General features: G+C 65.0%; 20 protein-coding genes, 1 tRNA gene, 1 other RNA gene and 3 pseudogenes. 15 read left to right on the forward strand and 10 right to left on the reverse strand.

Annotated elements, in window-relative coordinates:
* Nucleotides 1–27 precede the first annotated feature (27 nt).
* Both miaB and M0D43_RS20390 read right to left on the reverse strand, forming a co-directional pair.
* Nucleotides 28–1,482 (reverse strand): tRNA (N6-isopentenyl adenosine(37)-C2)-methylthiotransferase MiaB, encoded by a 1,455-nt coding sequence (gene miaB / locus M0D43_RS20385; protein ID WP_252162792.1) that lies wholly within the window; start codon nt 1,480–1,482, stop codon nt 28–30.
* A 38-nt stretch (nt 1,483–1,520) separates the two neighbouring features.
* Nucleotides 1,521–2,161, reverse strand: a pseudogene (locus tag M0D43_RS20390) (glutathione S-transferase family protein).
* Between the two features lie 104 nt (nt 2,162–2,265).
* Between M0D43_RS20390 and M0D43_RS20395 the strand changes: the two are divergent.
* From M0D43_RS20395 to M0D43_RS20430, 8 genes and pseudogenes are all read left to right on the forward strand, one after another.
* Nucleotides 2,266–3,227, forward strand: a pseudogene (locus tag M0D43_RS20395) (helix-turn-helix transcriptional regulator).
* Between the two features lie 190 nt (nt 3,228–3,417).
* On the forward strand, nt 3,418–4,401 hold the full coding sequence (locus tag M0D43_RS20400; RefSeq protein WP_260807557.1) for a lytic transglycosylase domain-containing protein: 984 nt from the start codon (nt 3,418–3,420) through the stop codon (nt 4,399–4,401).
* A gap of 519 nt (nt 4,402–4,920) precedes the next feature.
* Nucleotides 4,921–5,565, forward strand: coding sequence for a ubiquinol-cytochrome c reductase iron-sulfur subunit (gene petA, locus M0D43_RS20405; protein ID WP_101363826.1), 645 nt, complete (start codon nt 4,921–4,923; stop codon nt 5,563–5,565).
* Nucleotides 5,565–6,824: a cytochrome b gene (locus M0D43_RS20410; RefSeq protein ID WP_101363827.1), complete on the forward strand. Its 1,260-nt coding sequence runs from the start codon at nt 5,565–5,567 to the stop codon at nt 6,822–6,824. The genes petA and M0D43_RS20410 overlap by 1 nt, the downstream gene beginning before the upstream one ends.
* Nucleotides 6,817–7,575, forward strand: a complete 759-nt coding sequence (locus tag M0D43_RS20415; protein WP_252162793.1) for a cytochrome c1 — start codon at nt 6,817–6,819, stop codon at nt 7,573–7,575. Before M0D43_RS20410 ends, M0D43_RS20415 begins: the two co-directional genes overlap by 8 nt.
* Nucleotides 7,576–7,946: 371 nt before the next feature.
* A complete protein-coding gene (locus M0D43_RS20420; protein WP_101363828.1) occupies nt 7,947–8,582 on the forward strand; it encodes a glutathione S-transferase N-terminal domain-containing protein in 636 nt (211 codons plus the stop codon).
* Between the two features lie 78 nt (nt 8,583–8,660).
* Entirely contained in the window at nt 8,661–9,101 is a 441-nt protein-coding gene (locus M0D43_RS20425; protein WP_252162794.1) for a ClpXP protease specificity-enhancing factor, read from the forward strand.
* A 32-nt stretch (nt 9,102–9,133) separates the two neighbouring features.
* Nucleotides 9,134–9,465: pseudogene (locus tag M0D43_RS20430) on the forward strand (hypothetical protein).
* 206 nt (nt 9,466–9,671) lie between these two features.
* Here M0D43_RS20430 and M0D43_RS20435 read toward each other — a convergent pair.
* The 3 genes from M0D43_RS20435 to M0D43_RS20445 all read right to left on the reverse strand — a co-directional run bounded on the left by M0D43_RS20435 (nt 9,672) and on the right by M0D43_RS20445 (nt 10,867).
* Nucleotides 9,672–10,016 carry a DUF3301 domain-containing protein gene (locus tag M0D43_RS20435; protein ID WP_252162795.1) on the reverse strand — a complete coding sequence of 115 codons (345 nt, stop codon included), beginning with the start codon at nt 10,014–10,016 and terminating at the stop codon, nt 9,672–9,674.
* A 93-nt stretch (nt 10,017–10,109) separates the two neighbouring features.
* Nucleotides 10,110–10,355 (reverse strand): hypothetical protein, encoded by a 246-nt coding sequence (locus M0D43_RS20440; protein ID WP_252162796.1) that lies wholly within the window; start codon nt 10,353–10,355, stop codon nt 10,110–10,112.
* The gene (locus tag M0D43_RS20445; RefSeq protein WP_252162797.1) at nt 10,352–10,867 is read right to left on the reverse strand and encodes an SDR family NAD(P)-dependent oxidoreductase; all 516 of its coding nucleotides are present in this window, start codon (nt 10,865–10,867) and stop codon (nt 10,352–10,354) included. Before M0D43_RS20445 ends, M0D43_RS20440 begins: the two co-directional genes overlap by 4 nt.
* Before the next feature lie 210 nt (nt 10,868–11,077).
* Between M0D43_RS20445 and M0D43_RS20450 the strand changes: the two genes are divergently transcribed.
* The 3 genes from M0D43_RS20450 to M0D43_RS20460 all read left to right on the forward strand — a co-directional run bounded on the left by M0D43_RS20450 (nt 11,078) and on the right by M0D43_RS20460 (nt 18,142).
* Entirely contained in the window at nt 11,078–15,493 is a 4,416-nt protein-coding gene (locus tag M0D43_RS20450) for a DEAD/DEAH box helicase (RefSeq protein WP_252162798.1), read from the forward strand.
* A 440-nt stretch (nt 15,494–15,933) separates the two neighbouring features.
* Nucleotides 15,934–17,622 carry a methyl-accepting chemotaxis protein gene (locus M0D43_RS20455; RefSeq protein ID WP_252162799.1) on the forward strand — a complete coding sequence of 563 codons (1,689 nt, stop codon included), beginning with the start codon at nt 15,934–15,936 and terminating at the stop codon, nt 17,620–17,622.
* Nucleotides 17,623–17,632: 10 nt separating this feature from the next.
* On the forward strand, nt 17,633–18,142 hold the full coding sequence (locus M0D43_RS20460) for a chemotaxis protein CheW (RefSeq protein ID WP_101363833.1): 510 nt from the start codon (nt 17,633–17,635) through the stop codon (nt 18,140–18,142).
* 42 nt (nt 18,143–18,184) lie between these two features.
* Here M0D43_RS20460 and M0D43_RS20465 read toward each other — a convergent pair whose 3' ends face one another.
* The 4 genes from M0D43_RS20465 to M0D43_RS20480 form a co-directional block, all read right to left on the reverse strand.
* Nucleotides 18,185–19,270, reverse strand: coding sequence for a sensor domain-containing diguanylate cyclase (locus tag M0D43_RS20465; RefSeq protein WP_252162800.1), 1,086 nt, complete (start codon nt 19,268–19,270; stop codon nt 18,185–18,187).
* A 303-nt stretch (nt 19,271–19,573) separates the two neighbouring features.
* Nucleotides 19,574–19,750, reverse strand: a complete 177-nt coding sequence (locus M0D43_RS20470; RefSeq protein ID WP_165786147.1) for a hypothetical protein — start codon at nt 19,748–19,750, stop codon at nt 19,574–19,576.
* A 160-nt stretch (nt 19,751–19,910) separates the two neighbouring features.
* Nucleotides 19,911–19,986: transfer RNA gene (locus M0D43_RS20475), tRNA-Ala, on the reverse strand.
* Nucleotides 19,987–20,078: 92 nt separating this feature from the next.
* On the reverse strand, nt 20,079–20,480 hold the full coding sequence (locus M0D43_RS20480) for an H-NS histone family protein (protein ID WP_039516171.1): 402 nt from the start codon (nt 20,478–20,480) through the stop codon (nt 20,079–20,081).
* Nucleotides 20,481–20,704: 224 nt separating this feature from the next.
* Here M0D43_RS20480 and M0D43_RS20485 point away from each other — a divergent pair, with 224 nt between their 5' ends.
* Together M0D43_RS20485 and ligD are read left to right on the forward strand one after the other, a co-directional pair.
* Nucleotides 20,705–20,881, forward strand: coding sequence for a DUF3606 domain-containing protein (locus M0D43_RS20485; protein ID WP_252162801.1), 177 nt, complete (start codon nt 20,705–20,707; stop codon nt 20,879–20,881).
* 14 nt (nt 20,882–20,895) lie between these two features.
* Nucleotides 20,896–23,523 (forward strand): DNA ligase D, encoded by a 2,628-nt coding sequence (ligD, locus tag M0D43_RS20490; protein ID WP_252162802.1) that lies wholly within the window; start codon nt 20,896–20,898, stop codon nt 23,521–23,523.
* Nucleotides 23,524–23,599: 76 nt separating this feature from the next.
* On the opposite strand, the gene rnd is transcribed toward ligD, so the two are convergent.
* The gene (gene rnd / locus M0D43_RS20495) at nt 23,600–24,691 is read right to left on the reverse strand and encodes a ribonuclease D (protein ID WP_252162803.1); all 1,092 of its coding nucleotides are present in this window, start codon (nt 24,689–24,691) and stop codon (nt 23,600–23,602) included.
* Between the two features lie 207 nt (nt 24,692–24,898).
* On the opposite strand from rnd, the gene M0D43_RS20500 reads away from it, so the two are divergent.
* A non-coding RNA gene (locus M0D43_RS20500) (sX9 sRNA) lies at nt 24,899–24,974 on the forward strand.
* Nucleotides 24,963–26,798, forward strand: coding sequence for a formylglycine-generating enzyme family protein (locus M0D43_RS20505; RefSeq protein ID WP_434739014.1), 1,836 nt, complete (start codon nt 24,963–24,965; stop codon nt 26,796–26,798). Before M0D43_RS20500 ends, M0D43_RS20505 begins: the two co-directional genes overlap by 12 nt.
* The last annotated feature ends 155 nt before the right edge of the window (nt 26,799–26,953 follow it).

Here is a 26,953-nt window from a genome sequence, read left to right on the forward strand (position 1 = left end):
GCCGCAGTGTGCGGCGCCCACGCGCGATCAGTGCGCGCTGTCGTCCAGTTGAATGCGACCACGCAGCGAATTGCTCATCGCCTCGGTGATCAACACATCCACAAACTGCCCAACCAAACGCGGGTTGCCCGGGAAATTTACCGGGCGCATGTTTTCGCTCTTGCCGGTCAATTCGTTCGGGTCGCGCCGCGAGGGGCCTTCCACCAGCACGCGTTGCACGCTGCCCACCATCGACTGCGAGATGCTCGCCGCATGCGCGCTGATATGCGCCTGCAGACGCGCAAGACGCGCCTGCTTCACCGCTTCCGGCGTATCGTCCTGCAGGTCCGACGCCGGGGTGCCCGGGCGACGCGAATAGACGAACGAGAAGCTCTGGTCGAAGCCGACGTCTTCGATCAGTTTCATGGTCTTTTCGAAGTCGGCTTCGGTTTCGCCGGGGAAGCCGACGATGAAATCCGAACTGATCGAAATATCCGGCCGCACCGCACGCAGCTTGCGGATTTTGGATTTGAATTCCAGTGCGGTATAGCCACGCTTCATCGCCGACAGAATGCGGTCGCTGCCGGCCTGCACCGGCAGGTGCAGATAGTTGGCCAGTTGCGGCACGTCGCGGTACGCATCCACCAGGGAATCGGAAAACTCCAACGGATGCGAGGTGGTGAAACGGATCCGGCCGATGCCGTCGATCTGCGCAATGGTGCGGATCAGCAGGCCCAGATCGGCGTACTGCGCGGCGTCGCCGGCATCGGCGCCGTACGCACCGCGATACGCGTTGACGTTCTGGCCAAGCAGGTTGATTTCGCGCACGCCTTGCGCTGCCAATTGCGCCACTTCCACCAGCACGTCTTCGAACGGCCGGCTGACTTCTTCGCCGCGGGTGTAGGGCACCACGCAGAACGAGCAGTATTTGGAGCAGCCTTCCATGATAGACACGAACGCTGACGGGCCATCGGCACGCGGCTCGGGCAGGCGGTCGAATTTCTCGATCTCCGGGAAGCTGATGTCGACCTGCGACTTGCCCGATTCGCGCCTTGCACGGATCAGCTCTGGCAACCGGTGCAGCGTCTGCGGGCCGAACACCAGGTCCACGTAGGGCGCACGCTTGACGATGGCTTCGCCTTCCTGCGACGCCACGCAGCCACCCACGCCGATGATCACCGGCTTGCCGCCGGCCTTCAGCGCCTTCCAGCGCCCCAACTGGCTGAACACCTTTTCCTGCGCCTTCTCGCGGATGGAGCAGGTGTTGACCAGCACCACGTCTGCTTCTTCCGGGTTGTCGGTCAGCTCCAGGCCTTCGGAGGCGGCAAGCACGTCGGCCATCTTGGCCGAGTCGTACTCGTTCATCTGGCACCCGTGGGTCTTGATATAGAGCTTGCCGCGCACCACGGCAGGCGCGGATGGGCGCGCGACGGGCAACGGCAACAGGGCGGGTGCATCCACGGCGGTGGCCGTGGACAGGTCGGAAACGGATGTCCCGGGCATGGCGCTTATTCCAGGCGGGTAGAAGAGAGCCGCGCAGTTTACCCGCTTGCGCCGGCAGCGTCCGCCCCGGCCGGGGCGTCGACCGCCTGGGCACGCGCCACTGCCGGGCGTGCAGCCATCCGGGCGATAGAGGCACGAGTGGGGGCGGGCGGGTCGATCAGGCCAAATTCCACCATCTACGCCAAGGCGCCGCCCCACAGCACATCGGCCGCGCTGCAGCGCCCGCCGAGCAAGTAATTACCCTTTGCCAGCTGCGCAAGACCACCTGCAACACGGTGTCGGCGCTTGCGTAGCGCGAGCGCGAGCGCGGTGGCGCCTCACGTTTGCGGGCAAGGTCCATGATCGCCGGCCCGAAGGCCGAGCCATAGAATGCCAACCAGCGCAGGTAGGCGCCGCGGTCGGCGTCGCCCGGCGCGGGCGACAAACCGGCTTCTGGGTAGAGCTCTGCCAGATATTGATAGATGGCGCCCTGTTCGGTGACCACGCTGGTGCCATGCACCATGGTCGGGAGCTTGCCCATCGGGTTGATTGCGAGGAATTCCGGCGTGCGCTGCTGCTCCTTTTCCAGATCGATGGGGTGCACGCTGTAGTGCGCGCCCAGTTCTTCCAGCAGCACCAGCACGCCACGCGAGCGGGAGCGGGGATTGTGGAAGAGGGTGATATGGCGGTCGTCGCACATTGCGGTCTCCGGGCTGTCTGCGGTGGCGAGGCAGGTGGTCATGGCGAATATGCCGAGCTCACGGGGCGCCTGCGGACAGTTTCTGTCCGCAATAGGGTGGCGCGATGGCGTCTACTGCTGCCCATCTGCTGCGTCTGCTTTGCCTGCTGCAAGGTGGCCGAAGCTGGTCCGGCGTGGCGCTGGCAGAGCGCTTGGACATCCATCCGCGCAGCCTGCGGCGCGATATCGAGCGCTTGCGCGAACGGGGTTACCCCGTCCATGCCGCGCCAGGCAGTGGCGGCGGTTACCGCCTGGGGCAGGGGGCGGCGGCGTTGCCGCTGTTATTCGAAGAAGACGAGGCACTGACCGTGGTGGTCGCCTTGCGCGCCGCTGCACCGGCCGTGCGTGGCATGGACGCCGCGGCTGCACGTGTGATGGCCAAACTGGACCCGCTGCTGCCGCGACGCACGGCCAGCGTGCCAGTGCCGCGCATGCCGCCATGGCCAGCATGCCGGCCGCCGACGCGGAACCGCTGGTCGATGCGGCCTTGCTCGCATACCTGGCCACCGCCTGCCGCGACCGGGTCATGCTGCGGTTGAACTATCGGCGCCATTCCGGCGCGGCCATCACCCGCAACGTCGAGCCTGCGCTGGTGAACTATGGTCGGCGCTGGTATCTGCTGGTCTGGGACTGCGAACGTCAGGACTGGCGCAGCCTGCGCGCGGACCGGATCGATCACGCGGTCGCCACCGGCGCGCAGTTCGCCGCCCGCGCATTGCCCGAGGAACCGTTGCAGCTGTTGCGCAAAGCCATTGGCGAAGCACCGTTCCCGTGCCGGGCGCGGGTCCGCCTGGCCGGCACGGTGGCGACATTGGCAGCGCGCATCCCGCCTTGGCTGAGCGCTTTGGAGGCGGACGGCCCCGCGCACTGCTGGCTGGGCCTTGGTGCGCCGAGCATGCCCGCATTGGCGGCCAACTTGTTGCTGCTGGACCTGCCGTTCGACGCGATTGCGCCGGCCCAAGCGCGTACCGCGCTGACCCAGGCGCTGAACGCGTTGCGCGGGCAACTGGACCGGCTGCCGCAGTAGGAACGGCGAACAACGCGTAGCGAGCGATCGCAGGTGGGCGTGGGCGGCGGGCAGGGACCGGAGTGCAAGCGTGCTAGATGCCGATCCCGAGCACCGGCCGCGTCCGCCTGGGGGCTGCGCAGTCGTGTCTGGCCGCTCTCACGCTGGCCGACACTTGGCAAGCCCTGGGCAAGCTGGGACACTGCGCCACATGAAGGGGATGTCAAGAGTGCTGGGGCTGATGCTTGTCACGTTGTCGGCTGCGCCGGTCAGCGCCGGCACGCTGTACAAGTGCGTCAGCGGCGACGGTATCACCAGCTATCTGAGCAAGCGCCAGAGCGGCGCGACCTGCAGCGTTATCAGCAGCTACACGCCGGATCGGTCGGCCCGTCGCACCCCTGCGTCCACCGCTTCGGCGGCGCGCCCGCCCGCCCGCCCCGCGCCCAGCATGGCCAATATCGACAGCGGCGCGCCGGCCACTATCATCAGCCAACCGGTCACCCAGCCGCCACGCCGTGCTGCCGAGGTCGCTTCGGCGCTGGCGCCGCGTGCGTTGCCGGTATCGGCCACCTCGGTCGTGCCCCCGCCAGCGGCAGCGGTCAACCCGCGCCGGGTGATCAGTGGGCAGGTGTACTCGTATATGAAGGACGGTGTGCGCCACTACACCAGTGCCCGTCCGCGCCAGGTCGCCAGCATCGAAGGCCTGCGCACCATCCATTACAGCTTTATCGAAACCTGCTACGCCTGCAGTGCCAAGCCCGGCGTCAATTTCGGTGCGATCCGCCTCAATACCAGCGCGTATCAGCAGGAAATCGCAGCGGCGGCGCGCGAGTTCGGGGTGGAAGAATCGATCGTGCGCGCGATCATCCACGCCGAATCGGCCTACAACCCGCTTGCGCTCAGTCGCGCCGGTGCGCAAGGCCTGATGCAGTTGATGCCGGGGACGGCACGCCGCTTCGGCGTGAGCGACGCCTATGATGCAACGCAAAATATTCGCGGCGGTGTGCAGTATCTGTCCTGGCTGCTGAAGCGCTTCAATGGCGATCTCACCCTGGCGGCTGCCGGCTACAACGCAGGCGAGGGCGCAGTCGACCGTTATGGCGGTGTGCCGCCGTATAGCGAGACCCAGCGGTATGTGCAACGTGTGGGTGTATTGGCCGGCCGCTATCGTGGCCAGGTGACTGCAGCCAATTAAGGCGGCGAACAAAACGACTGTGCGGCCGTGCGCCAGGCGAGCGCAACGGGTGCTCGGGTCGCCATGTCGCGCGCACCGCCGCTCCTACGCGCTGCAGGGCGAGTCGACGATTGCTGGCTACATTCCTTAGCCACTCTTGATGATGCTCGGCGGAGCGCTGCGCAGCCTGCGGTAGGGCGGATTGCTTTCTGTCTTGGCATAGGCGTTGCAAGTGCCCGCGGCGAATCGTGAGCGATCGTTTGCTGCGCTTGCATCATGCCCACGGATCAATCGCACGCGTGCATTGCCGTTGCAGGCGATGCACGGCACTGCGTCACCGCCGAACCCACGTTCCGCGCGCTCTGCGCTCCACATGATCGGCGCTCCTCTGCATCGGCCGTTGCATCGCATGGGTCCGACTGCGTACATTGCGTTGTCTGTGCATTAAGCGTTCCGCTACACTGCGGTCGATTCATCGCGGCTGGACCCCCCGCCAGCCGTTGGCAGCCTCACGCTACCTAATCAAGATCGGAGAGCCGGATGGCCAACGATGGGGTTAACGCACCTGCTGATATCGGGCGTCGTCGGTTTTTGACCGCCACAACGGCCGTGGTCGGTGCGGTCGGAGCAGGATTCGTCGCAGTTCCGTTCGTGAAGTCGTGGAATCCCAGTGCACGTGCCAAGTTGGCCGGCGCACCGGTAACCGCCGACATCAGCGCCTTGCAGGAAGGCCAGCGCATGGTCCTTGAATGGCGCGGTCAGCCAATCTGGATTGTGAAGCGCTCCAAAGCCATGCTCGACGCACTCCCGTCGCTGGACGACCGGCTCAAGGACCCCAAGTCCGAGAACAAGGATCAGCAGCCGGAGTACGTGCTGAAAAACCCGGAATACCGCTCAATCAAGTCCGACATCTCGGTGCTGGTCGGGCTATGTACGCATCTGGGTTGCTCGCCGGAGATGGTCGCCGAGATCCGCCCCGAGCCCTATGACCCGCAGTGGAAGGGCGGTTATTTCTGCCCTTGTCACAAGTCGCGTTTCGACATGTCCGGCCGCGTCTTCGACGGCGTGCCGGCACCGATCAATCTACTGGTGCCCCCACACCACTATGTAGACGACAACACCTTGGTGATCGGCGTCGATCCTGACAATGCCGGTACGTCGGCCAAAAGCACGGGGGCTGCCTGATGAGCAATGTTCTGGTCCGTACCGCCAACGGCGTCTTCGATTGGGTCAACGAGCGTGCGCCCGGGCTGATGCCCATGTACCGCAAGCACATCAGCGAGTACTACGCGCCGAAGAACTTCAACCTCTGGTACTACTTTGGCTCGCTGGCCATCGTGGTGCTGGTGAATCAGATCGTCACCGGCATCTTCCTGACGATGCACTACAAGACCAGCGCCGCCGATGCATTCGCTTCGATCGAATACATCATGCGCGACGTGGAGTGGGGCTGGCTGATCCGCTACATGCACAGTACCGGCGCCTCGCTGTTCTTCATTGTGGTGTACCTGCACATGTTCCGCGGGTTGATGTACGGCAGTTACCAGAAGCCGCGCGAGTTGGTGTGGATTCTCGGCATGCTGATCTATCTGGTGCTGATGGCCGAAGCCTTCATGGGCTATGTGCTGCCGTGGGGGCAGATGTCGTTCTGGGGCGCGAAGGTGATCATCTCGCTGTTCGGCGCCATTCCGGTGATCGGCAATGGGCTGACCGAATGGATCATGGGCGACTACCTGCCCGGGGATGCAACGCTCAACCGCTTCTTCGCGTTGCACGTGATCGCGCTGCCGTTGGTGCTGCTGCTGTTGATCGTGCTGCATATCGGCGCGTTGCACGAAGTGGGTTCGAATAATCCGGACGGTGTGGAGATCAAGAAGGGTCCCAAGGGCAATCGTTGGGATGCGCACAAGCCAGCCGATGGCATTCCGTTCCATCCGTATTACACGGTCAAGGATCTGGTCGGTGTCGGGTTCCTGCTGCTGATCGCGGCCTTCATCATCTTCTTCGCGCCGGCGTTCGGTGGCCTGTTCCTGGAGCACGACAACTTCACCGAGGCCAATCGCCTGGTGACGCCGGAGCACATCAAGCCGGTGTGGTACTACACGCCGTATTACGCGATGTTGCGGGTGGTGCCTAACAAGCTCGGTGGCGTGCTGGTGATGTTCTCGGCCATCGCGATCCTGTTCATGGTGCCCTGGCTGGATCGCGCCAAAGTGCGGTCCGTGCGCTACCGCGGCTGGATCTCCAAGGTGGCGTTGGGTGTGCTGGTGGTGTGCTTCGTGTGGTTGGGCGTGATTGGTTCCGGTCCCGGTACCGACGCGCACGAAACCTATGTCGGGCGCGTACTGACCTTCCTCTACTTCGCCTTCTTCATCACCATGCCGGTGTGGACGCGGCTTGACAAAACCAAGCCGGTTCCGGAACGGGTGACCGTCCATGACTAACTCCAACGTGACGTCATGGAAGTCGCGCGTGGTCGCCTTGCTCTGCGGCCTGTCGATTGCCGGTGGTGCAATGGCGGCCGAGGGCGGGGCAGTGCAGCACGCAGGCAATGACCTGAGCGACCGCGCTTCGCTGCAACGCGGCGCGCAGTTGTTCATGAATTACTGCTCCGGCTGCCATTCGCTGAAGTACCTGCGTTATTCGCGCATGGCCAGCGATTTGGGCTTGAGCGAAGAAGAGGTCATGACCAACCTCAACTTCACCGGTGCCAAAGTCGGCGAACACATCGAAGGCACCATGCCGCACGATGCGGCGACCAAGTGGTTTGGCAAGGCGCCGCCGGATCTGACGTTGATCGCGCGCGTGCGCGGCACCGACTGGGTCTATACCTACCTCAAGTCGTTCTATCTGGATCAGACCCGCCCGCTGGGCTGGAACAACAAGCTGTTCCCGAACGCATCCATGCCCAACCCGCTGTGGGAGTTGCAAGGCTTGCAGCAGGCGCAATTCGGCCCGCCAGACAAGGCCACCGGCGACAAGCCAGTAGAGGCGTTGAAGCTTGGGCAGCCGGGGCGTCAAACGCCGGTGGAGTTCGATCAGACCGTGCGCGACATCGCCAACTTCCTCGAGTACGCCGGCGAGCCGGCCGCACTGAAACGCCAGAGCATGGGCGTGTGGGTGGTACTGTTCCTGGCGCTGCTCACCTTCCTGGCGTACCTTCTGAAGAAGGAATATTGGAAGGATGTGCATTGAGCGCTGCTTGAGCCGTCATCGGTTGCAATGGCCAACAAATGCAGTGCAGGGCAGGTATCTGCAGTGTGTCTTGCAACGTCACCGTATGCTGAGCCTCTTCCAAGCGGGAGAGCGGGTGTGGTGAGTGGCGGCAAGCCAGGAGTGCCTCGGTTGAGGCCATCAGTTTCGAGCCCCGCGACATTGTTGTAGCACCCACACGGCACCTATTTCCCGTGTACAGGGCAATAACCGCCTTATCGGAACGTTAATAAGGCCTATCACTCTTGGCTTTTGCGTGACGTGATTGCACACTCGATAGACCGTGGTGACTGTCGGCGTTGGGCCGGCCGCGCCGATGCGGCCGGCGGATTCCGGTCGTCGGAGAGCCTTGAATGGCGACGAGTGTGCGTATGCGGAATACCTTGACTTTGTTTTCGTCCAACGACGACGTGTTGTGCCACCGGGTCCGTCTGGTCCTGGCGGCGAAAGGGGTGACCTACGACCTGGTGCCGGTCGACCCGCAAAATCCCCCGGAAGATCTGATCGATCTCAATCCCTATCATTCGGTGCCGACGCTGGTCGAACGCGACCTGGTGCTGTACGCCGCGTCGGTGGTCAGCGAATACCTGGACGAGCGCTATCCGCATCCGCCGCTGATGCCGGTCGACCCGCTCTCGCGCGCGCGGTTGCGCCTGGCGATGTTGCGCATCGAGCATGACTGGGTGCCGCAGGTGCAGGCCATCCAGCTCGGCAACAAGACGCAGGCCGAAGCCGGCCGCAAGCGCCTGAAGGAACTGCTCACCGCATCGGTGCCGTTGTTCAAAGCCAGCAAGTTCTTCCTCAATCCGGAAATGAGTCTGGCCGATTGCGCAATGGCGCCGATCATCTGGCGACTGGACGCCCTGGAGATCAGCCTGCCCAAGGATGGCAAGGTGATCGAGGATTACGGCAACCGCATTTTCCGCAATCCCGGTTTCATCCGCAGCCTGACCGATCAGGAGAAGAAGCTGCGCGATCTGCCGGGCTGATGCGACGGCTGTATGCCAACAGACCGACTTCCCATCGCGTGGCCGCCGTTGCGGGTCGTGTGCGGGTAAAATGACGCGATGAGCGAAGATTTCCCCCGCATGACCAGCCATCGCCCGTACCTGTTGCGGGCCTTGGTTGAATGGATCAACGACAACGGCATGACGCCGCACGTTTTGGTGGATGCAAGCCTGCCCGGTGTGCAGGTCCCCGCCAGTGCCGTCAAGGACGGTCGCGTCGTGTTGAATATCGCCGAGCGCGCGGTGGTTGGCCTGCAGGTCGACAACGAGAGCGTGAGCTTTACCGCGCGCTTTGGTGGTGTGAGCCACCCTGTGATGGTGCCGATGGCGGCCGTGCTGGCGGTGTATGCGCGCGAGACCGGGCAGGGTATGGCGTTGCCGGACGACATTCCCGGGACCAGCAGCGAGCCGCCGGATCCAGGCGCACCGCCGCCGAGCGCGCCGACGCCGGACGAGCCGCCCAGCGGGGGCAAGCGCCCGCACCTGCGCGTGGTCAAGTAGGCGTTGCCGACATGCACGACGAAGGCGTTCCGATGCAGGTGGAGCGCGTTCGTCATGTCCATTGCGGCGAGCCGGATGCGTCCGGCATGTACGATTACTATGACGAATACGACATCTATCGCGTCATCGATGCTGCGACGTCCCTTGTTGCGCGCAGCTGCACCGACACGCCTGCTGAAGTGCATTTCTCAATATCGAAGTGGCCGGCAAGTCGCGACCGTTGCAACCTGCCGATCGTGCTCGTCCGCTATGCGAACGCGCACAGGCGTATCTGCGTCGGGAGGGCAAGCTGGAAATACGCTGGCTGAGTAGCAGGGGCAATGGCTATGAGCCGGTGCCCTTGGATTCCGCGCTGGAGCGGTGAGCTGGTTCGATGTGGAGTGCCTGCCACGCGCATCGCGTCCGTCACCGCCTCCGACCGCATGCGGTCACGCTTCGCTCAAAGTGGGGCTCCGCGGCGGGGCCAGGCCGATCGGCGACCGGTGCGCGTTCGGTTCCTGCTGTCACGTGATCGCTGTCGGGCGAAGGCCTCAGGACGTGAGCGCGACACGCGTTGCCCGGCACTCCCCGTCATTCCAGTCGCTGCTGCTCCGGATGCAGCGCCCGCACCGTCGCGACCTGCGGCCCGGTGAACGCAATCAACTGATCGCCACGCAGCACCAGCTTGCCGCTGTGGCGATCGGCGCCATCGTAGGAATACTCGAAGCGGAACGTGCGCTCGAAGCCCAGCCATCCATTGGGCAGTCTGCAGACGCGCAGATTGGTGGAGTGCACGCTCTGGTCCAGCCACTGCACATCGGCCGCACGGCAGGCATTACGGCCGAGGATGTCGGCACGTTCGGCCGCGGCACGCGACGAGTTCCAGAACGCGAACAGCGCGGCGCCGGCAATCATGAAGAGGATGAGGCTGGGCATGCCCCAATGTGCCACGGTGTCGCCTGCCCGACAATCGCATGGCCGTTTGTGGCCTCAATGCGCGTGCTGTGTGCATGCTTCAGAGTGCGGGTTTCAGTCTGCTGACAGGTGCGCCACCCTCATCGCCAGCGTCGCTTCGCACTGGCCGTGACGTTCGGCATCGCGGAAGGGGCGAACCCGGCTGACGCAGACTTCGGCAGGCGAGCGCGCGCTTTCAGGGTCGGGATGCAGCAGCGCCAGGACTTCATCGGCGAATGTGTCCAGCGGCATGGGGTTCGGGTCCTGCGACTGGCCGGGCGTCAGCTCTGTCTGAACCTGGGGCGGCACGATCTCGATCACCTCGACCTGTCCCTGCAACAGCGGCCGCAGCGCGGCGGTGTAGGAATGCAGCCCGCCTTGCTGGCGCTGTAGGTGGGTGCGGCCGGATAGGGCACGAAATAGGGCACGAAGGCCTTCCCGGAGGACACGTTGAGGATGGCCGCATCCGGTTGCGTGCGCAGATGCTCGATCAATGCGTCGTTCAACCGGATGGGGCCAAGGACGTTGGTGACGATCATGCGTTCGGCATCTGCCAGGTCGCGCTTGCGGCGCGGATCCTCGCCTGCATAGGCGCCTGCGTTGTTGACCAGCACATTGAAATCGGGGAACGCGTCGAGCAGATCGCGCACGAAGGCCGCAACGGCATGGGGATCGGCGATGTCCAGCTCGCGCACCTGCATGCCGGCATGGTCGGTTGCGGTGGCGTCCAGCGCGGCACGGCGCCGTCCGGCAGCGATCACGCGGTTGCCCGCAGCGTGCCAGCGCTGTGCCAGCGCCCGCCCGATCCCCGAGCCGCCGCCCGTGACCAGCATGGTATTGCCGCTCGCCTTCGGGTTGCCTGGGCAGTGATGCAGGGTAGGGAGTCCACCTGCGATTGCCGTGAACGCCGGTGAATCCATTCACCAGCCTTGCAGATGGCGGCTTGCATCGGTGCCACAGCGGCGCCACCTCACAGATATCGTTGCTTCGTTGACCCCATCCGGCTGGTCGTCCAGGCTGGCCATTCGCCACTGACATCGCCCATGCATCCTGTTCTGCAGCATTTCCATCCCGTGGTCGCCGCGTGGTTCGCGCAGACCTTCGCTGCGCCCACGCCGGCGCAGGTGGCTGCGTGGCCGGCGATCCAGGCCGGCCGGCATACGCTGGTGGCGGCGCCGACCGGGTCGGGCAAGACGCTCACCGCATTCCTTGCGGCGATCGATGCGCTGATCCGCGACGGGCTGGACAACGGCGGGGCGCTGCCCGACCAGACGCGCGTGGTGTATGTGTCGCCGCTGAAGGCGCTGTCCAACGACATCCATCTCAATCTGGAAGCCCCGCTGCAGGGCATCCGGGCGGCCCTGGCCGCCGAAGGCCTGCCGGATGTGGCAGTGCGCACGGCGGTACGCACCGGCGACACGCCGCAACGCGAGCGGGCTCAGGCGCGGCGGGTGCCGCCGCACATCCTGGTGACCACCCCGGAGTCGTTGTACGTGCTGTTGGGCTCGGCGTCCGGGCGCAGTGCGTTGCGGCATGTGCGCACGGTCATCGTCGATGAAATCCATGCGGTGGCGGCGGACAAGCGTGGCAGCCATCTGAGCCTGACGTTGGAGCGGCTGCAGCGGCTTGCCCACCAGCCGATCACGCGGGTCGGTTTGTCGGCGACCCAGAAACCCATCGAAACCGTCGCGCACTTTCTGGTCGGCGTTGACGAAGACGGCGTACCGCCGCCCTGCGAGATCGTCGATATCGGCTACACGCGTGAACGCGATCTGGCGTTGGCGTTGCCGCCCACGCCGCTGAGCGTGGTGATGTCCAACGACCAATGGCTGCAGATCTATGCCGACGTGGCCGCACTCGCGCGGCAGCATCGCACCACGCTGGTGTTCGTCAATACGCGGCGCATGGCCGAGCGTGCGGCGCGACACCTGGGCGATCTGTTGGGCAAGCAGCGCGTTGCCGCCCATCACGGCAGTCTGTCGCGCGAAACGCGTCTGCTGGCCGAGCAACGTCTCAAGGCTGGCGACCTCACCGTGCTGGTGGCCACCGCATCGCTGGAACTCGGCCTGGATATCGGCAATGTGGACCTGGTGTGCCAGCTCGGTTCGCCGCGTTCGATCGCCACCTTCCTGCAACGCGCCGGGCGTTCCGGGCACAAGGTTGGCGGCACGCCGAAGGCGCGTCTGTTTCCGCAAACCCGCGACGAACTGGTCGAATGCGCCGCGCTGCTGGATAGCATCCGCCGCGGCGAGCTGGATGCCTTGCGCATCCCGCTGGCACCGTTGGACGTGTTGGCGCAGCAAATCGTGGCCGAAGCCGCGTGCGAAGACTGGGACGAAGATGCGCTGTTTGCACTGATGCGGCGTGCGTGGCCGTTTGCCGGGTTGAGCCGCGCCACTTTCGATAGCGTGGTGCGCATGCTGTGCGATGGCTTCAGCACCCGGCTCGGCCCGCGTGCCGGGTATCTGCATCGCGATGCGGTGCATCGGCGCCTGCATGCGCGGCGCGGTGCGCGCATGACGGCACTGACCTCCGGCGGCACTATTCCCGAAACCGGCGACTACAGCGTGGTGCTGGAACCGCAGGCCGAAAAGATCGGCACGGTGAACGAGGATTTTGCCGTCGAAAGTCTTACCGGCGATGTGTTCCAACTCGGCAACGCGAGCTACCGCATCCTGCGCGTGGAGGCCGGGCGCGTGCGTGTGGAAGATGCCAAGGGCGCACCGCCGAACATTCCCTTCTGGCTGGGCGAAGCACCGGGCCGTAGCGACGAACTGTCGGCGGCGGTGTCGCGCCTGCGCGGCGAACTTGCCGCGCGTCTGGACACCGCGCCACATCAGGCGGCCTGCAATTGGCTGCAGGAAGAGCTGGAGATGTCCGCCGAAGCGGCGCGGCAACTGGTGGACTATCTGGCCAACGCATGCGCCGCACTGGGCGCGATGCCTACCCAACAGTGTCTGGTGATGGAGCGTTTTTTCGATGCCAGCGGCGGTACCCAGCTGGTGATCCATTCGCCGTACGGCAGCCGTATCAATCGTGCATGGGGGCTGGCATTGCGCAAGCGCTTTTGCCGCACCTTCAATTTCGAATTGCAGGCTGCAGCCACCGAAGATGCGATCGTGCTGTCGCTGTCCACCAGTCATAGTTTTTCGCTGGAGGAAGTTGGCCGTTACCTGCATTCGTCATCGGCCGGGCATGTGTTAATCCAGGCATTGCTGGATGCGCCCTTGTTCGGCGTGCGTTGGCGCTGGAACGCGACCAATGCGATGGCGCTGCCGCGCTTCAGTGGCGGCAACAAGGTGGCGCCGCAGTTGCAGCGGATGAAGTCGGAGGATCTGCTGGCCACGGTGTTTCCGGATCAGGTCGCCTGCGCAGAGAATCTGGTCGGCGAACGCGAAGTGCCCGACCACCCGTTGGTGGCGCAGACGCTGGAAGACTGTCTGCATCACGCCATGGACAGCGAAGGCTGGTTGCAGGTGTTGCGCGGGCTGGAATCGGGTGCGGTCACGCTGACTGCGCGCGATCTGGCCGCACCGTCTGCTCTGGCAGCCGAAGCCCTGAATGCGCGTCCCTACGCATTTCTCGACGATGCACCATTGGAAGAACGCCGGACCCAGGCCGTGCAAAGTCGACGTTATACGCCGCAGTCCAGCGACGACCTGGGCCAGCTCGATCCGCAGGCCATCGCGGCAGTGCGCGAGGAAGCCTGGCCGCAGCCGCGCGATGCCGAAGAAATGCACGAGGCGTTGGTAGGGCTCGGTGTGTTGCCAGTCGAAGAAACCACCGACGCGCAGTGGCAGGCCTGGTTGTCCGCGCTGGCTGCGGCTGGTCGTGCCACCTGCATTGCCTTGCGCGGCAGTTCGACGCTGTGGATCAGCGCCGAGCGCATCGATTGGTTTCTACCGCTGTATCCAGAAGCGGCTGCGCAGCCGCCGTTGCAGGCGCCGGACGATTGCCGCGTTGCCGATTGGGAGCGCGACTGGGCGGTGCGCGAACTGCTGCGCGGTCGCTTGTCCGCCGTGGGCCCGGCACACGTGTCGGCGTTGTCCCACGCGTTGCAGGTGCCGGAAGCAGAGATCGCGCTGGCGCTGGCGGCCCTGCAGCGCGAGGGTTACGTCATGACCGGACAGTTCAGTGCGCACGCACAGGCGGAAGAATGGTGCGAGCGTCACCTGCTGGCGCGCATCCATCGCTACACGCTGGGGCGATTGCGCCGCGAGATCGAGCCGGTGTCGCAGCGCGATTACGCGCGCTTTCTGTTCGAGTGGCAGCACGTGGACAGCAGCAGTCGCGTGGCCGGGCCGGACGCACTGGCCAGTGTGGTCGGGCAGCTCGAAGGTTTTGAAGCGCCTGCGGTGCTGTGGGAGAGCGAGCTGTTGCCCGCGCGTATGCGCGACTATCAGCCGGCCTGGCTGGACGAGTTATGCACCGCTGGTCGCACGCTCTGGGCACGCTTGCGGCCCGGCGGTGGGCGGAGCGGTGCTGCACTACGCAGCACCCCGATCGTGCTGCTGCCACGGCGCGAAGCGCAGCGCTGGAGCGCACTGGCGCGCGATGCGGACGACGCACCGTTGGGTTCGCGTGCCGAACGCGTCATGCAGGTCCTGCAGCAGCAAGGTGCATTGTTCTTCGACGAAATTGCCGACGCCGCGCACCTGATGAACACTGAGCTGGAAGATGCATTGAGCGAGCTGGTGATGCGCGGCCGTGCGCATTGCGACAGCTATGCCGGCCTGCGCGCGCTGCTGGTGCCGGCGTCCAAGCGACCGTCGGCGCTGTCGCGTCACCGTCGCCGCGCAAGTGCGCTGGGTATTCGCGATGCGGGCCGCTGGGCACCGGTGCGTGCGTTGCCCGACTTGCCGCTTGCCGAAGCCGGCGAGCGCCATCAAGACACACTCGAACACGTCGCGCGCACGTTGCTGCGGCGCTATGGCGTGGTGTGCTGGCGGCTGCTCGAACGCGAGGCCGGGTGGTTGCCGCCGTGGCGCGACTTGCTGCGGATGTATCAACGCTTGGAAGCCCGTGGCGAAATCCGCGGTGGCCGCTTCATCGCTGGGCTGTCCGGCGAGCAGTTCGCCTTGCCCGCTGCGATCGTCGCGCTGCGCCGGGTGCGTGGTCAGCCGCTGGACGGGTGTTGGATCTGCGTCAGCGCCAGCGATCCGAGCAATCTGCTGGGCAGCGTGCTGCCGGGCGAGCGCATCGCACGGGTGCCGGGCAATCGGGTGCTGTTTCAGGATGGGCTGGCTATCGCGGCCTGGAGCGGCGAGCGATTTCAGCCGCTGCAGGAACTGAGCGTCGAGCAGGGTGCACGGGCCTTGCAGATGCTGCAACGCGGACCAGGCGCCGCGCCGGGCACTGCGTTGGAACGCTGGCTGGCGCAAGCACCGGCCAGCGGCGACTGCGCGATGGCTAATACCTTCGGCGGCATCGCGTCTCAGGGTAGCGGGGACGACTACTAGAGGCGCGTCCGTATCGCGGCATTTAGCGTAGCCAACGGCGAGAGAACCCCTACACGCAGGGCGGGTTCCCCACTCCTGCTAGCCGGTCGCGTTCGATCAATCCGTGTTGTTGCAGCGCATGCCGCGTAAAACCTGAGTTAATCGGGGCGATGGATGTCACATTTTTATCTTTGTGTTCGCTACGCGGCGCCATGGTTTGCGCACAAACCTGTCAGGGTTTTCCTACCCACCATGTCAGGTGTCACAAAAACGGAGATGCAAAAACCTGAATAGCCGCTATACACGGGTTTGCGTCTAAAGCGCATTTGTGCATCGCCGATAGACCTATGCGAACGGTTGAAGTGTAGCGGTGTCACCCGCCCACTCCTGCCTCACGGCAAACCGGCATCGGCCCAGCCTCATCGGACTTTTCCGAAACAAGCACACTTGAAGGTATCCCCGTGTTCAACAATCTCAAAGTCGCTACCAAGCTCTACACTGGCTTTAGCGCTGTTCTCGCTATTCTTCTGGTGTTGGCAGGGGTGGCCTATTTCAACGTCACCAAGCTTTCCCAAGCCAATTACTGGAACAACCATACCTACGAAGTGCTGGCCGAGGCGGATGCGGCGCTCAGCAGTCTGATCAATATCGAGACCGGCGCACGCGGCTTCTCGCTGACCGGCGAGGATGCGTTCCTGGCCCCGTACCACACCGGAACGGCGGAATTCGACAAGCATCTGGCCAAGGCGCAGAAGCTGACCTCGGACAATCCCAAGCAGCAGGTTCGTCTGAACGCGGTCAAGGAAGCACAGGCGCAGTGGCTGTCCGAAGCGGTCGAGCCGCAGATCGCGCTACGCCGCAAGATCAATGCCGGAACCGCATCGATGGAGACGATGGTTGCCACGGTGCGCGATTCCAAGGGCAAGGCGTTCATGGATCGCATGCGTGAGGAAATGTCGGAAGTGCGCCGCACCGAAAGCGAGCTGTTGGCCGCGCGCTCGGCCGAAGCCGATCAGCTGCAGTCGCGTACCAACACCATGCTGATCCTGGGCAGCTTGCTGGCCGCTGCGTGTGCGGCGTTGATCGGCTACCTGATCGCGCGTTCGTTGATGCGCGAACTCGGCGGCGAGCCGAGCATGGTGGTCGATGTCGCCACGCGGATTTCGCAGGGCGATCTGACCATGCAGGTGCACACCAAGCAGAACGACACTACCAGCGCAATGGCGGCAATGAAGCTGATGGTCAGCAAGCTGGTGGCGGTGGTGGGCGAGGTCAATTCCAGCGCCGAACTGCTGTCCGGTTCGTCGGAGGAAGTCAGCGCCACGGCGCAATCGTTGAGCCAGGCCGCAGCCGAACAGGCAGCTGGCGTCGAAGAGACCAGCGCCTCGCTGGAACAGATGACCGCCTCGATCGGACAGAACACCGAAAACGCCAAAGTCACCGACAGTCTGGCCACGCAGGCGGCCAAGGAAACCATCGAAGGCGGTGAAGCCGTGGTCGCCACCACCAAGGCGATGAAGCAGATCGCGCAGAAGATCGGCATCATCGACGACATTGCTTACCAGACCAACCTGCTCGCGCTCAATGCGGCCATCGAGGCGGCGCGTGCCGGCGAGCATGGCAAGGGCTTTGCGGTGGTCGCCGCCGAAGTGCGCAAGCTGGCCGAACGCAGCCAGATCGCTGCGCAGGAGATCGGCGAGGTCGCCAGCTCCAGCGTCGAGCTGGCCGACCGTGCCGGCCGGCTGCTGGACACCATCGTGCCAAGCATCAAGCGTACATCGGACCTGGTGCAGGAAATTTCCGCCGCATCGGAAGAGCAGTCGTCCGGCGTCAGCCAGATCAATGCGGCTGTGGTGCAGTTGAGCCAGACCACCCAGCAAAATGCCAGCGCCTCGGAGGAATTGGCTGCCACGGCCGAGGAAATGAGCTCGCAGGCCGAGCAGTTGCAGCAGAGCATGGCGTTCTTCCGGCTCGGCGGGCAGGAGCCGGTCGCCACCGCTCCCCGGCGCGGCAGGGCGGTTCCCACCCGGCCCAACCGTTCCAGCAGCGGGCAGCCGCGCGAACGCAGTGCGCGCAGCTGGCGCGGCAACGCGGCGCCGGCCTATGCCATGGCCGAAGGTCCGGACGAAAGTCAATTCGCACGCTTCTGAGAGAGCATCAATGGACGCACAGACCCCCGATGTGATGCCTGGCGACGCCGACGCGGCGGCCCAGTACCTGACCTTCCAACTGGATGGCGAAACCTTCGCCACCAGCATTCTCGGAATTCGCGAAATCATTCAATACCGCACTCCTACGCCAGTGCCGTCGATGCCCGATTGCGTGCGCGGGGTGATCAATCTGCGTGGCGCAGTGGTGCCGGTGGTCGACTTGCAGTCTCGGCTTGGGCGCGCAGACAGCGCGATCGGCAAACGCAGCTGCATCGTGATTCTGGCCACCGAGCAGGCACAAGGCACGCAGGTGATCGGCGTGCTGGTGGATGCGGTCAACGCAGTGATCGAACTGGCCGATCAGGACATCGAAGCGGCACCCTCATTCGGCACCCATATCCGCCGCGATTTGCTGCGCGGCATGGGCAAGGTGGGCGAGCGCTTCGTGGTCTTGCTGGAGATGGAGCAGGTGCTGCAGGTGGACGAGATCGCCGGAAACGCCGACGCACTGGCGGCCTGAGCTGCAGCGGCGTGGCGGAACGGCCAGCCCTCAGTGCGCCGATCAGTCCTGTAGGTGCCAACCGGCGAAGCGGTGTACGCGGTTGCGGCCATCGCGACGCGCCTGCTGCAGCGCGTGCCGGGCGCGTGCCAGCAAGGTATTGCTGTCGAGCGCAGCATGCGCGGCAACATCCACCAGCCCGGCGCTAATGGTCAACGGGCCGGTGGGCCAGGCTGCGTCTTCCATGGTCCTGCGCACGCCTTCGGCAGCAGCGAGTGCGGCAGATGCAGAGAGTGTCGGCAGCGCCACGCAGAATTGGTCGCAGGCCAGGTGCGCCACGATTGCGGCGGGCGGCAGCTGTGCTTCGAGCACGGCAGCGACCTGCAGCAAGGTGGCATCTGCCGCTGCTGCACCGGCCTGCAATTTTTGTCGTTTGAAGCCGTCCAGTTCGATCAACATGAAGCCCAGCGTGGCGTCTGGCGCTGCGTTGGGCGCGTCTGCAAGCGCATGCAAGGCGTGATCCAGCCCGGCGCGATTCCATAGCCCGGTAAGCACATCGCGCAAGGCATCCAGTTCCACCAGTCGGGCGGCCTGTTGCAGTTCGATGGTGTTGACGACTTGCTTGGCCAGTGCCTGCAGCGCGTCGCGCTCGGCCACCGACAAGCGACGCGGGGAGTGATCCAGCACGCACAGAGTGCCCAGCGCGATACCGTCGGAGGTCAGCAATGGCGCGCCCGCATAAAAACGGATCTGCGGCTCGCCCGTGACCAGCGCATTACTGACGAAACGCGCGTCCAGGTGGGTGTCGCCAACCTCCATCACCTGATCGGGTTCAAGAATGGCGTGCGCGCAAAAGGACAGCTCGCGCGGCGTCTCGGTCGCCTGCATGCCGATCCTGGATTTGAACCACTGCCGATGGGTATCGACCAGCGAAATCAGCGCCATCGGCGTGCGGCAGAGCGTTGCTGCAATCGAGGTGAACGCGTCGTAGCTCGGCTCAGGTGCGGTGTCCAGCAAGCGGTACGCATGCAGCGACTCCACACGCTCATCTTCGTTGGCTGGCAAGCGGGCACCGAAGTTCGCGTTGACGCCGCCTGGGAGCAGCGTTGCGTGGATCAGATGCAACGTAGGTGCGTCGGGTATTTGCATGCAAAGCACCACCGGAACAAGGCGCCATCAAGGCGATGAAGGAATAAGGCGGCAAGACGCTGGCCGATGTGATCGCCGTGCCGCCATGGCACTGCTTCCCAGGGCATCGGTATACCGGCGAGCGCCTATCCGGATCTTGCCACAGGAGCAGGGGTGCGTAACGGCGCCCGATCCCGGTCCCGCAGCCCTCGCGTTGTCAGGTGCGCGAAACGCCGTACGGTCTTGCGGGCGATGGTGCGTGGAGGTCGACCGTCTCAGCGCGACCCGGGCACGGCGCGATGCCAGGCTGCGGCTTGGGCTAACTCACTCTCCCTGACCAACCGTGCCCTTGGGGCGGCGGCTGTGCTCGTCGTGCACCTTCAGATCTTCCTGGCCCTGGCGCTGCTTGGCGGCATCGTCATGCTTGCGGTCCTGTTGGCTCTCAGTCATGCCGTGCGCATCGTCGGCGACAGGGTCGGGTTGCTGGTCTTTCGTGCTCATGATCTGGGTCCGCTAAGGGGGAAGCCGGACGTTAGCGCGCGCGATGTGATCCCCACGCCACGGCGACCGGCTGCCTTGCACCACTCGTCGCTTGGCAATGGCCTCCAAGACGCACAAGCCCCGGAAACACGACGTTTCCAGGGCTCGTTCGTTGATTCGATGGTGGAGCGGAAGGGGATCGAACCCTCGACCTTCGCGATGCGAACGCGACGCTCTCCCAGCTGAGCTACCGCCCCACGTGTTTCGATTCTACCCACAAGCTGCGCGGTTCGCCAAGCGAAGGACGCAGCCGGCCGTGCACCGCGGCACGGTCGTGTGGGCCTTGGCCTTACTCGCGAACCAGCGGGAACTTGAGGTCCGGGTTCTTGGCCTTCCATTCCTTGTACGACACCGAACCTTCCCAGGCAGCGAAAGCCTTCGGGGTGCGGCCACGGCCGGACCAGGTTTCGCCGGTGTGCGGCAGTTCGTACTTGGGCTTCACTTCGCTGCGGCCGCTCTTGACCACTTCCTTGCGCGCGGCAGTGGTGCCCAGGTACGCGGCAATGTCGTTGCGCTGTTTGGTGTTGAAGTGACCGGCGAACTGTTCGAGCAGCGAGACGATGGTGGCATGCGCAGAGGATGCCTCGCTCGCGCGCTCAGTTTTCTCCTGCTCTTCCAGCTTCTGCAGTTCGTCCAGCAGCTTGGCTTTGGCTTGCGCGATGGAATCCAGTTTCGAAGTGGTATTGCTCACAGAGGTATGGCCTCGGAATAAAGGGTGGACACACTGCCCGAAAGGGCGCGCGGCATTATGGCATGTGGCCCGGGAGCGGCCGTTATGGAACAGGGGCTTGCACACAGCGTGAACAGACCTTTCACGACGCCTGTTCGAACGCTTTCGCATTGTCGCTAAGGGCGTTGTGTCTAGCCGAAGGGCTCGACTTGGCAAACCCGACCATGACGATACAGGAGCATGCAATGAGTGACGACACACGCAAGGTCGGCTCGCCGGGCCGCGACCGCATTAACGCCAACGAAGCCTGCGAGCTGCAGTACTGGACCAAGTCCCTGGGTGTCAGCATCGAGGAGCTGCGCGCGGTCGTGCAGAAGGTCGGCCCGGTCGCTGCCAGCGTGCGCCACCACCCGGGCAACTAGCGGAAAGGTCTGCCATGAGCCTGAGCGAGTACCGCCGCAAGCGCAGCTTCGCCAAGACCCGCGAGCCAGAACCGGGCAAGGCCTTGCCGCAAGGACAGCGCGCGATCTTCGTAGTGCAGTTGCACCACGCCAGCCGTCGCCACTACGACTTCCGCCTGCAGGTGGGCGATGCGCTCAAGAGCTGGGCTGTGCCGAAGGGGCCAAGCTACGACCCCAAGGTCAAGCGCATGGCGGTGGAGGTCGAAGATCACCCGGTCGACTACGCCAACTTCGAGGGCGAGATTCCCAAGGGCGAGTATGGCGGCGGGCATGTGGCGCAGTTCGACCATGGCGTGTGGACTACCACGGGCGACCCGGAAGCGCAGCTGGCCAAGGGGCATTTGCGCTTCGAGTTGTTCGGCAACAAGCTCAGGGGCGGCTGGCATCTGGTGCGCTCGGGCAAGCCGGCGCGGCAGCCGCAGTGGCTGCTGTTCAAAGACGACGATGCCTACGCCGGCGCGTTGGAGGCCGATGACCTACTGGCCGACGTCGCTGCCGCGCCTGCCGAGGATGTACGCCGCGCAGGCGCCGGCAAGACCCAGCGCAAGGCGCTGACAACCGTGCCGCCGCCGGCGGCGAAAAAGCCTGGTACCTGGGCGAAACAGGCGCTGGCGCTGAGCAACGCACGTAGCGCCGAGATGGAAGGTGCCCCGTTTGCACCGCAGCTGGCCAAGCTGGGGCAGTGCCCGCCCGAAGGAGCGCAGTGGCTGCATGAAATCAAATGGGACGGCTACCGCATCCTGGCGACGGTCACCGCTGGCAAGGTGCGGCTGTGGTCGCGCAATGCGCTGGAGTGGACCGACAAGACGCCAGAGATCGCCGATGCGATTCAGTTGCTGGGCCTGCGCAGCGCGCAGATCGATGGCGAATTGATAGCCGGACGCGGCACCAAAGAAGACTTCAATCTCTTGCAGGCCACCCTGTCTGGCGAACGCCAGATGCCGCTGGCGCTGGCAGTGTTCGACCTGCTGCACGTGGACGGAGTAGATATTCGCGAAGCGCCGCTGCGCGAGCGCAAGCACTTGTTGCAGCAGGTGCTTGAGGCGACGCCCAACGCGCGTCTGGCCTACAGCTCGCATGTGGAAGGCGATGGCACCGAGGCGTTCCGGGTGGCCGGCGAGCAGCGCTTTGAGGGCATCATTTCCAAACGCGCAGATCGCCCTTATCGCCAAGGACGCAGCGACGATTGGCGAAAGACCAAGCAGCTTGCCAGCCAGGACTATGCGGTGGTCGGCTACACCGCGCCCAAGGGCAGCCGCAGCGGCTTTGGCTCGCTGTTGTTGGCCACGCCGGACCCGGTGCATGGCTGGTTGTACGTAGGCCGCGTTGGGTCCGGCTTCTCCGATGCGTTGATGCGCGAGATCACCCAGCAACTGGAGGGCGGTGGTGGCCGCAAGCCCACTGCGCATGTTCCCACTAGCGATACCGACTTGCGCGGGGCCATCTGGTTTGCGCCACGCTTCGTGGTGGAGGTGTTCTATCGCGGCATCGGTGGGCAGCACTTGTTGCGCCAGGCCTCGTTCAAGGCGCTGCGCCCGGATAAGCGCATTGCCGATCTTACCGACAGCGATGCGGTAGATGGCCCAGTTTCACTGTTTTCTGCCAAGCGTTTGCCAAAGCGTGTTGCGAAACATGCCGACACTGTGGCGACACAGGCACCGAAACGCGCGGCAACGCGTGCGGCAGCGACAACGCGCAAATCGGCACTTGCCTCAGCTGCATCGGACGCGCTGCCGACGCTGTCCAGCCCGACCAAGCTGATCTACCCGGATATCCGCGCGACCAAACGCGACGTCTGGGACTACTACCAAGCGGTGATGGACCACCTGCTGCCGCAGATCGTGGGCCGGCCGCTGTCGGTCATCCGCTGCCCAAGTGGTGCAGAAAAACCGTGTTTTTTCCAGAAACACCACACTGCTGGCCTTGAGCGCGTGAGTTCTGTCAAGCTGACCGAAGAGACCGGCAGCAATGCGTATTATCTGGTTGTGGAGGATGCGTCCGGCTTGCTGGAACTGGTGCAATTCAATGCGCTGGAATTCCATCCCTGGGGCTCGCATGCCGACCACCCGGATGTCGCCGACCGCGTCGTATTCGATCTCGACCCGGGCCCGGATGTGCCGTTTGCCGAGGTCAAACGTGCGGCCAACGATATCCGTAAGTTGCTGGCGCAACTGGAACTGGAATCGTTCTTGCGCGTCTCCGGCGGCAAGGGTCTGCACGTGGTGGTGCCCTTGAACCCGGGCTGCGATTGGGAAGTCACCAAGCGCTTTGCCAAGGGCTTTGCCGATGCCTTGGCGCAGGCCGAGCCGCAGCGGTTCATCGCCACTGCCACCAAGCGCCTGCGTAACAAGCGCATCTTCGTCGACTACCTGCGTAACGGCCGCGGCGCCACCGCAGTGGCCTCCTATTCACTGCGTGGCCGACCAGGTGCGCCGGTTGCGTTGCCGCTGGCGTGGTCGGCGTTGTCCAAGCTGCAGCGCGCCGATGCCTTCACTTTGCCCGATGTGCCTGAGGAGCTGCGCCGCCGTCGCAAGGATCCGTGGGCAGATATGGACCGCATCCAGCAGAACCTGGCCCGCTGGGCGGAGCAGGACGCGGACTGAGGCGTGACGCCGCTGTTATGCAATCCAGGAAAAAAGCCCGCATCGCTGCGGGCTTACGTGTCAAACCGCTAGCAAGTTACGCTGCGGATTGTTCCAGCAGCGGCATCACCTGCGCTTCCAGCACCGCACGCCGCCACTGGCCTAGCGCCGCGGGCCAGCTGCGCTGTTCGATCAAGGTTTCCAGGTGCCTACGTGACGCCAGCAGACCATCCGGCAGACCGAGTTCACGGCTGCGCTGCGCCACGGTGTCCTGCAGGCGCTTGAGCACGGCCTTGTTGCCGTCGGTGGCGGCTTGCGCCAGTGGCGCATGTTCTTCGTCGGGGAGGGGAGTATTGAGCGCGTCCCACACCGCAGTGGCGAGCTTACGCGGCGCCTTGGGAAATTTATCGAACTGGCGCAGCAACGCGTCCAGATCGGCGGGCGGGAACCGCGCCAGTTGGCTGGCCAGTTCGTTGTCCAGAATCCAGCTACGCGGGCGATCGCTCTGACGTGCCTGCAGGTCGCGCCAACGCAGCAGGCGTAGTAGCCGCCGTTGCGCCGCCGGCTCCAGGAATTGCGCGGTGCGCAGGCTCACATGCGGCCAGCGTTCGCCATCGTCGTGCTCCACCGTGGCGAGCAGGCGTTCGGCATCTTCGGCCAGCCAGTCCAGGCGGTCCTGCTCGGTGAGGCGGCGGGTAAGGTCGTCGTGGATCGCAAACAGATAGCGCACGTCGTCGGCGGCGTATTCCAGCTGCGACGGCGATAGCGGGCGACGCATCCAGTCCGAGCGCGTCTCGCCCTTGGTCAGCAAGGTGCCAGTCACTTCCTGCACCAGTTTCTGGTAGCCCATGCCACCGCCAACACCGGCCAGCGCTGCAGCGATCTGGGTATCGAACAACGGCCGCGGCACCGCACCGCACGCGCATTTGAACGTGACCAGGTCTTCGCTGGCGCTATGCATCACCTTGACGATGTCGGTGGCGGTCAACCACTCCTTGAGCGCCTCGTTCATGCCCGGGATCAGCGGGTCGATCAACAGGATCTCCTCGCCGATGGCCATCTGCACCAGCGCCAGTTGCGGCCAGTAGGTGCGTTCGCGAATGAATTCGGTATCCAGGCCGATGCGCGACGGGCGCGCTGCCTGCAGGCGGTCGGTCAGCTCGGAGGGGTGGGTCATCCAATGGGGCACGTGATTTCCGTCGACAGCAAGGGTTTGCGCAGAACGCGCAGAATAGCCTAACGTCGCGATCGCCTGTCGTGCGGCAGAGCACTGGAAGGAGCGGGTGGTGGGTGAGTGCGGTGACCGGATGGCAGCGTGGGCAATGGTCGCGCTGAGAGCGACCAGCAAAACGACTGCGCAGGCACCAGGCGGGCGCGGCCGGGGCTCGGAATCGGCATGGACCATCCGGACACTCCGGTTCCTGCGCGCCGGCCACCCCCGCCTGACGGTTGCTTGCTACGTGTTGTTGGCCGCGCTTGGCGTGTGCGCCTGTTCGCGCACACCGACACCGGTGCCCGCGGTTGCGCCCCAACCGGCGCCTGCTGCCGCCGCGCCGAGCAAGCCGAATGTCTCCATCGGCGGTGAAGAATCCGCCGAGACCGTGGCGCACTGGCAGCCGCCCGCGGTGGCGTTAGGCGATGAGCCGTTGGCGCAGGTGCGCAAGCGCGCCGACCAGGCATTGCAGGAAGACCGCCTGTATCGCGATGACAGCGATGCGATCCCGCTGTATCTAGCGATTCAGCAGCGTGCCGGTGGCAAGGATGCAGCCAGCCGTCGCGGCCTGGAACAGGCGCGCCGCCGCTTGCTTGAACGCGGCGCGGCATTGATCGAACAGACCGAGCGTCAGGACGATACGTTGGAGCAGGCACGCGAGGTGGCCTTCGTCGCGCTCGCCCTCGCGCCACAAGACCCCAAGGTGCGCGCCCTGCAACGCGAGGTGGAAACCGCGCAGCGCGTGCTGGCGTTCAACCGCGCCGGCGAGGAAGACCTGCGCGGTGGACGGCTGGGCGAAGACGGCAACGGCGCGCTGGTGAATTTTCGCGATGCCGCGCAACTGGACACCGACAACCCGCGCACCCGACAGGGCCTGGCAGCCGTGGAAAGCGGTCTGCTTGAGCGCGCCGAACAGGCGGCACAGGCAAGCGACTTCATCGGTGCCCGTTACTGGCTGCAGATGGCAGGTCAGGTGCGCGAGCGTGCGCCCACCATCGCCGATGCGCGCACGCGGGTGGAGCGCATGCGCCGCGCGCAAATCGCCGCGTTGCACGATGCCGGTTTGCACGATCTGACCTCGCCGCGCGGGCTCAAGGCGGCCGGCGAAAAACTTGCCGAGGTGCTGCGCATCGCCGACCCCGGCGACCCGGTGGCTGGCGATCTGCGTCGCCGCCTGGAGCTGGCCACGCACTACGGCAGCTTCCGTCCCGGACAGGTGTTCACGGACGGACTCAACGTCGGTGGGCGCGGTCCACAGATGATCGTGGTGCCGCATGGCGCGTTCCAGATGGGGGCCGGCGATGCCGAACCGGGCGCATCCGACAACGAGCGACCGGCACATTACGTGCGCTTCGCGCGCGGCTTTGCGTTGTCGATCACCGAGGTCACGGTCGCCGAGTTCCGTCAGTTTGTCGAAGCCACCGGTGCGCGCCCGCGTGCCACCCGGCGCGGGCATTCGGTGGTGTACGACGAGCGTAGCGGCAATTTCATCCGCCGTAGCGGCGTGGATTGGCAGTCCGATTACAACGGCGCCCAGGCCGCGCCCAACAGCCCGGTCATGCACGTGAGCATTCGCGACGCCGAAGCGTACGCATCCTGGCTTTCGGAACAGACCGGCCGCCATTACCACGTGCCCAGTGAGGCCGAGTTCGAATATGCCGTGCGTGCCGGCACCACCGGGCGCTACCCGTGGGGCAATGCGGGCTCGCCTCCGCCCGATGCCGGTAACTTTACCGGCGGCAACGACGTCTCGCGCAGCGGCAGGCACTGGAACAACGGCTTCGTCGGCTACGGCGACGGCTTCTGGGGCCCGGCGCCGGTCGGCAGCTTTCGCGCCAACGCCTGGGGTCTGCACGACATGGGCGGCAACCTGAGCGAATGGGTGGCCGACTGCTGGCACGCCAGCTACCGCCGTGCTCCAGCCGATGGCGCTGCCTGGTACAACCCAGGCTGCCGCCAGCGCATGATCCGCGGCGGCAGCTGGGCCAATTCGCCGCAACAGACGCGTGCGGCCTGGCGGCAGTCGCAGGACTCGGACACCACCAGTGCGCGTATTGGCTTCCGCGTGGCGCGTGGAATTTAACTGCTGCTGACATGGCGTGCGGCGCGGCGATCGTGCCCTGTGTGACCGCCGCACTCGGCCTGGTGTTGTAGCCGCTGGGCGCCCTGCTCGGACCAACGGTGCGATCTGGACATGGCTTTACGAGGGCGTGTTCGCTCTGACAGAGGCAGGCTTGG

Origin of the sequence: Xanthomonas prunicola (assembly GCF_025266575.1) — a bacterium.
GTDB classification, from domain to species: Bacteria; Pseudomonadota; Gammaproteobacteria; order Xanthomonadales; family Xanthomonadaceae; genus Xanthomonas; species Xanthomonas prunicola.